Source organism: Actinokineospora sp., assembly GCF_050699995.1.
Classification (GTDB): Bacteria; Actinomycetota; Actinomycetes; order Mycobacteriales; family Pseudonocardiaceae; genus Actinokineospora.
Map to the genome: position 1 here is coordinate 1 of NZ_JBOHGC010000577.1, position 6,079 is coordinate 6,079.

The 6,079-nt window shown below is 68.9% G+C and carries 9 protein-coding genes and 1 pseudogene; 8 read left to right on the top strand and 2 right to left on the bottom strand.

The features are described 5' to 3' along the window. The 8 genes and pseudogenes from ACRDSQ_RS28030 to ACRDSQ_RS28065 all read left to right on the top strand — a co-directional run. Positions 1–258, top strand: a pseudogene (locus tag ACRDSQ_RS28030) (hypothetical protein); the annotation flags it as partial. Beyond that, entirely contained in the window at positions 255–1,028 is a 774-nt protein-coding gene (locus ACRDSQ_RS28035; RefSeq protein ID WP_431425157.1) for an ESX secretion-associated protein EspG, read from the top strand. The pseudogene ACRDSQ_RS28030 and the gene ACRDSQ_RS28035, both read left to right, overlap by 4 nt. 167 nt (positions 1,029–1,195) lie before the next feature. Then, positions 1,196–1,480, top strand: a complete 285-nt coding sequence (locus ACRDSQ_RS28040; protein ID WP_431425158.1) for a hypothetical protein — start codon at positions 1,196–1,198, stop codon at positions 1,478–1,480. A 76-nt stretch (positions 1,481–1,556) separates the two neighbouring features. Continuing rightward, on the top strand, positions 1,557–1,811 hold the full coding sequence (locus tag ACRDSQ_RS28045) for a hypothetical protein (RefSeq protein ID WP_431425159.1): 255 nt from the start codon (positions 1,557–1,559) through the stop codon (positions 1,809–1,811). Beyond that, entirely contained in the window at positions 1,808–2,065 is a 258-nt protein-coding gene (locus tag ACRDSQ_RS28050) for a hypothetical protein (protein ID WP_431425160.1), read from the top strand. The genes ACRDSQ_RS28045 and ACRDSQ_RS28050 overlap by 4 nt, the downstream gene beginning before the upstream one ends. Before the next feature lie 68 nt (positions 2,066–2,133). Further along, positions 2,134–2,457 (top strand): hypothetical protein, encoded by a 324-nt coding sequence (locus ACRDSQ_RS28055; RefSeq protein ID WP_431425162.1) that lies wholly within the window; start codon positions 2,134–2,136, stop codon positions 2,455–2,457. 54 nt (positions 2,458–2,511) lie between these two features. Continuing rightward, positions 2,512–2,721: a DNA-binding protein gene (locus tag ACRDSQ_RS28060; RefSeq protein ID WP_431425164.1), complete on the top strand. Its 210-nt coding sequence runs from the start codon at positions 2,512–2,514 to the stop codon at positions 2,719–2,721. A 14-nt stretch (positions 2,722–2,735) separates the two neighbouring features. After that, positions 2,736–3,110 (top strand): PH domain-containing protein, encoded by a 375-nt coding sequence (locus ACRDSQ_RS28065; protein WP_431425165.1) that lies wholly within the window; start codon positions 2,736–2,738, stop codon positions 3,108–3,110. On the opposite strand, the gene ACRDSQ_RS28070 is transcribed toward ACRDSQ_RS28065, so the two are convergent. Together ACRDSQ_RS28070 and ACRDSQ_RS28075 are read right to left on the bottom strand one after the other, a co-directional pair. Beyond that, on the bottom strand, positions 3,107–3,472 hold the full coding sequence (locus ACRDSQ_RS28070; protein ID WP_431425169.1) for an OsmC family protein: 366 nt from the start codon (positions 3,470–3,472) through the stop codon (positions 3,107–3,109). The genes ACRDSQ_RS28065 and ACRDSQ_RS28070 overlap by 4 nt on opposite strands. Positions 3,473–3,575: 103 nt before the next feature. Next, a partial coding sequence (locus tag ACRDSQ_RS28075) for an ATP-binding protein (protein ID WP_431425167.1) occupies positions 3,576–6,079 on the bottom strand: 2,504 nt, incomplete at its 5' end.

A 6,079-nucleotide genomic window follows, 5' to 3' on the forward strand; every position in this document is an offset into this window, starting at 1 on the left:
GGCGACGGCCGAGTCGGCGGGCGCGGTCCGATGGCGGGCACCGGGACGCTGGGATCCGACGCCCACCACGCCGGGCGCGGTGGCGGTGCGGCGGGCGCCAGGCCCAACGCCCCGATGGGCGGCGGTATGGGAGCCGGCGGCGGCAAGGGCCAAGGTGACGAGGACGGCGAGCACTTCGCCGCCGACTATCTGCACGGCACCAACGACGACTTCTGGGAAGACGGCACCATCACGGCACCTCCGGTGATCGGCGAGTGAACAGATCGATCACGCTGTCCTGGGCGGAGTACGACTTCCTCTGGGAGCACTACCAGCTCGGCGCGCGCAGGCCGATCCTGGAGGTCCAGTCCAACGGCTACACCTTCGACGAACGCGCCCAACTCCGCGCCGAGGCGTGGAAGTCGTTGGCCGCCAAGGGATTGGGCAAACCAGGCGCCTTCCACCGGGATATCGAGACGACGCTGTCGACACTGGCCCGGCCGGAGTGGGAGATCGACGCGCGTCTGCACCTGTCCGCGCAGGGGCCGCGCACGTCCGCCCTGGTCGCCGCCGCGGGCACAGCCGCCGCGGCCGGGGTCCTCGAACCGGGGACGCTGACGCTGTCGGAGATCTCCGCGACGGGGATGTCTCGGGCGGCGGTCGGGCTGCTTCCCAGCCACAGCGCCGGAACCGGTGCCTCCATCACCCTCCCGGCGCGGACCCTGGACGCCTGCGCGGCGCGCGCGGGCACCAGTCGTGACGCATTGCGTGCCGCGTTGGTCTCCGAAGGGCTTGGGAAAGAGGAAGCCCGCAAGATCGTCGAAGTGGTCGGCACTGTCATCCGGTTCGGCCACTTCGGTGTCGCGCGTACGCCACAAGGCGAATCGCGTGTCCGCGCGGGACACGTGGTGAGCGTCTACGACAGCCCCCAGGGCCGCTACTTGTTCAGCAGGCGTCCCAGCGGCGGTCAGGAATGGGTCACCCTCGCACCCGGCACCGATGCCACCATCACCCGACAGCTCGACGAACTGGTCAAGTCCCTCGCGTGAGGGCTGACCTGGAGCAGCCATGACCAACCCTGATGCCAACCGCGTCCTGTCCGACTACGAGAAGCGTGTGGCCACGCTGCTGGAGAAGGCGGAAGAGGCGAAGGCCCAGATCAGGGACCTGACAGGAACCGCGACCAGCCAGGACGGCGCCGTGACGCTGACCGTCAGTGCGGCGGGCGCAGGCGCAGGCCACGCAGCGGATCACGGAGATCATGGCGCCGATCATCGGGGACAACAGCGACGCCATGCGGTTCCTGAACGAGCAGGTGCCCCAGGTGGAGGTGCCGGACGAGCCGCCGCCCGCGCCGCCGGTGTTGCGGCAGTTCAACGAGGAGCAGGCCGCTGAACCGCCTCCTCCGGCTCCGATCCGTCAGCCCAGGCCGGTGCGGGGCAAGGACGAGGAAGAGCACGACTACGACCACGGCGATCCGTTGAACCGGGGGGACAAGTAATGCCGGACGGTGGTTCCAAGTCGACCTGAAAGTCCTCGAAGCACACGAACGGGAACTCAGGGCACTGCTGGCTCACATGCCCGACGCCCAGGATGCGGGTGGCGGGGGCGAGTCTTTGTTGAATCCCGATGTGTTCGGCGTTGTAGGGATTCTCGCCGCCCAGACCTTGCGTATCTGGATCAACGACGCCGTCGATTTCGTCGGCAAGGCGAAGGGCGCCGGGGAGGAGATGGCCAGTCGGTTCGAGGAGATGCGCGAGGCGTATGTCAAGGGCGACCAAGAGGCGGCGATGTTCGACGCGATCCTCAAGCAGCTTGAGGGGCGGAAATGACCGAGCCGCAGAGCCCGCTCAATGCCACCGACGACGCGTCAGCGGCCAATTGGGTCAAGCAGGCGAACTTCGACAGCCCAACCCAGTCCTGGGATGGGTCTGGGCTGTTTGGCAGCGCGGCGAACATCGTCTACGACGGCATCAAAGGTGACTGGGGAGCGCTCGCGGGCAGTGCTGTCGGTGGAGATCTCGACCTTCTCGGCTTCGCCATGGACCCCCTTGCAGCATCCTGTCCGGCGTCATCGGATGGCTGATCGAACACATCGGGTTCCTCAAGGAGCCCCTCGACATCCTCGCGGGTGACCCGGACGCGGTCACCGCGATGGCACAGACCTGGACCAACATCGCCACCCGGATGCAGCAGACCGCCGAGGCGTACACGAACTCGCTCAAAGCCGTCGCCGGTGCTGAAAAGATCATCTTCACCGGCGCCTTCGGTCTTCTCCTCGCACCGCTGTCCTGGTTCCCGATTCGACGGCTTCGGAACTACTTCCGCGCGCGGCGCTATCTGGAGGCCAACCCGGTCCAGCCAAGTCTCAACTTGATGCCGCTCGGGATACCCAGTCGGCCGTCCGTGGCCGGTTGGACATCCTTGACCACGAATGCCCGGTCAGCCCCTGACAAGCTGAGCGCAGGTGTTCCCTGACGGCCTGATCAGCTCAGTCAAATGGGATCCTCGGCGACGATGAGGGGGCAGGTGATGACCGAGATTCCGGGCAGGGTGGGCAAACCGGCGCTGCGCGCGTTCGCGGCTGCTGGATTCTCGACAGTGGAGCAGTTCGCGCAGGTGAGTTCCGTGGAGGTTTCCGCGCTGCATGGGGTGGGGCCGAAGGCGGTTGTTGTGCTGCGGGAGTCGTTGGCGGAGTTGGGATTGACGTTCGCTGACGAGCCGGATGTTCAGTCGTCTTGAACTAGCATGGGCTCATGATCGATTTTGAGAAGAGCTCCGTGTTCAGGCTGTCTCCCTGCGACCCAAGGGACATCGCTCCCTCGGTGGCCCCGATCATCATCGCCGGCGAGGAGATCGTCCTCTGCTTCAAGGGCGCCAGGGATTTCGTCGTGTTCACCAACAAGCGGTTGATCGCGGTGAACGTTCAGGGGATCACTGGGAAGAAGCGGGACTTCACTTCCCTGCCGTACAGCAAGATTCAGGCGTTCTCCATCGAAACCGCGGGGACTTTCGACCTCGACGCCGAGCTGGATCTGTGGTTCAGCGGGCTCGGCAAGGTGCGTCTGGAGTTCAAGGGGCGGGCCGACATCCGGCAGATCGGCCACATGATCGCGTCCTACGTGCTTTAGCGGACTTCGACCCGGACCGGGGTGCCTGCCTCGACGGTTCGGCTGACGGTGCACAGGCGGTCGTGGGACTGCTTGGCGGCGCGGGGGAGGGCTTCTCGGGCGGTGTCGCCTTCCGGGCCTTCGGGGAATCTGACCGTGAAGGTGACTTCCAGGTTGTCCAGGTGGTTGCCGCGTTCGGCGTCGCGGAGTTTGTCGCCGGTGACGGTCACGGTGAAGGCCGTGGGTTCCGCTCGGCGGCTGGTGATGTAGTCGACGTCGATGGCGGTGCAGCCGCCGATGGCCGCTAGCAGCAACTCGACTGGCGTGAACGCGGTGTCGTTGCCTTCGCCGATGGTGAGGGTGCCGCCTCGAACGTTCGTGATGTGCTACTGCCCAAGGCTGATCCGCTCGATTGACACCGTGCGTTGCGTGTCGCCCATGTTGTCCTCCCGTGTGTGATCCCGTGCCCCACACTACGGCCACCCACTACGAGACGCAGGTGACGCCGCGGGTGGGGAGTCGGGTTGGTCTTCGGCGTTCCACCAGGGGGATGGGGGCGCCGATCGCTGTGCGGATTTCGTCTGCTTGGCGCAGGAGCCGCAGGGCGTGGGCGGGGTCGCCGCTGTCGCCTGCCACCGCGGCCAGTGCCTCCAGGACGCTTGCCTGACGCCAGCGGTCGCCGAGGTCGCGGTGCAGGGTGAGGCTCGCGGTCAACATGGAGGTCGCTGTGTGCGTGCTTCCCGTGGCGTGTTCGAGCAGGCCGAGCAGATTCTGTGCCCAGGCGATGCCTTCCTTGAACTCCATTTCGCCGAAGGCGTCGAGGGCGTCGTCGAGTAGGTGGCGGGCGTGGCGGTGCTCGCCGCGGTAGAGGGCGACCGCGCCGAGGTAGGCGGTGGAGGAGGCGGCACCCTTGCGGTCTTCCATGTCACGCAGCCAGGTGAGGCTCTCGGTCAGGGCGATTTCCGCGTTGTCGAAGTCGTCCGCGAGCCAGGACGTCGCTCCCGCGAGTTGGCGGGAGTAGGCGGCGCCGGAAGGGTCGGCGGCGGTGCGGAAGCTCGCCTCGGCTGCGGCGTAGGCGCGCAGCGCGTCCGGGTAGCGGGCTTGTTCTCTGGCCACTGATCCCAGTATCCGGTGCATTCGGCCCGCCTGGCGGTGATCGTCCAGCGCCTGGCACAGCCGCAGGCCCTCGGTCGCGCGCACCTGGGCTTGGGCGTAGTCGCATTCGAACAAGGCGAGCGCGGCGGCCGCGGCCAGCGCCCGCGCGAGGTGCTGAGGCCGCGCGTGCTCAGCCCTGGCGAGGGCGTGGTCGAGCCACTGCCTGCCCTCGCGGTAGTGGCCGTGCAGGTGGCAATAGCGGCCCAGCGCCGCCGCAAGCCGCAGTTCGCCTGTGGTGTCGGGTGATCGTGCGAACCAGGACATGGCGGCGCGGAGGTTGTCGTGCTCGGTTCGCAGTCGGGTGAAGCGGACTCCAGTCGGGTCCGCGTCGGCTTCCTCGGCCAGGGTGCGGAAGTGCTCGGCGTGCTCGCGTCGGGCCCGCTGCTCGGTGTCCGGCTCGGCGCGGAGGAGCTCCCCGGCGTAGGCGGCGATCGTCTCCAGCATGGAGAAACGGGTGCTGTCGCCCTGCCTTCGCACCCGGACAAGCGACTTCCCCACGAGGCCGCTCAACGCGTCCAGTGCCCGGTCCGGCTCCCACACCGCCTCGGCCGCGTCGACCGAGAACCCGCCGGCGAACACGCCGAGCCTGGTGAACAGCGCCGCCTCGTCCTCGGTCAGCAAGTCCAGGCTCCACGCCAGCGCCGCCCGAAGTGTCCGGTGGTGGTCGGGGGCACCTCTCGCGGCCAGGGTGAGCAGGCCGAACCGGTCGCGCAGGCGTTGGACGATCTGCGCTGGAGTGAGTACGCGACAGCGGGCGGCGGCCAGTTCGATGGCCAGCGGCAGGCCGTCGAGCGCGGCGCAGAGTTGGGCGATCGCGGGTGCGTCGTCCTCGGTGAAGTCCTGGCCCGCGCGGTCGATGAACAGTCGGACCGAGTCGTACACGGCCAGTTCGGACAGGGTTCTGGGTTGGTCGGGGTCGGGCACGGCGAGCGGCGCGATGGCGTAGGCCGTCTCACCGGCGACGCGCAGCGCCTCGCGGCTGGTCGCCAGGACGGTCAGCCGCGGGCAGGCGGCGAGCAGTTCGCCCACGAGTTCGGCGCACGCGCGGACCAGGTGTTCGCAGTTGTCGAGGACGACGAGCCGCGCGCCCGCCGCCTCCGCGATGGTGTCGACGCGACTGGCGCCCTGGCGTTCGGTCAGGCCCATGGCGGTGATCACCGCGTCGGCGACGAGGTCGGGTGCGGACACGGGGGTGAGGTCGACCAGCGTCACCGCTCGGCCTCGGCGGGCGACCTCAGCCGCCGCGGTCACCGCCAGCCGGGTCTTGCCGCACCCGCCCGCGCCGGTGAGCGTGACCAGGCGGGCGTTCGCCACCAGCCCCAGCACCTCGGTCAACTCCCGTTGCCGCCCGACGAGACCGGCAGGCGGGATGGGCAGGTCGGGACCGCTGTCAGCGACCCGAGAGAGTTCGATCGGCGCGGTGACCGGCGCGGTCGACGGATCCAGGTCGGCGGCGCCCTCCAGCACGGCCGTCTGCAGCCCACGGAGGCGCGGGCCCGGCTCCAGACCCAGCTCCGCCCCCAGCACTTCGCGTGCCCTGCGGTAGGCCCGCAGGGCCTCGTCCTGACGGCCGACGCGGTGGTGCGCGATCATCAGCAGCTCCCACAGCCGCTCCCGCAACGGGTGCAGCGCGACCAGGCGCTCCAGGTCACCCGCCACGGTTACGTGCTCCCCCCGAAGGAGGTCGGCCTCGGCGAGGGCCTCGGCCGCGCTGATCCTGGCGTCACGCAGTCTGGTGATCTCGGCGTCGCCCCATTCCGCGACCGGGCAGTCGGCCAGCGGGTCGCCCCGCCACAGGCCCAGACCCGCGCGAAGGGCCGTCGCGGCACGCGTGC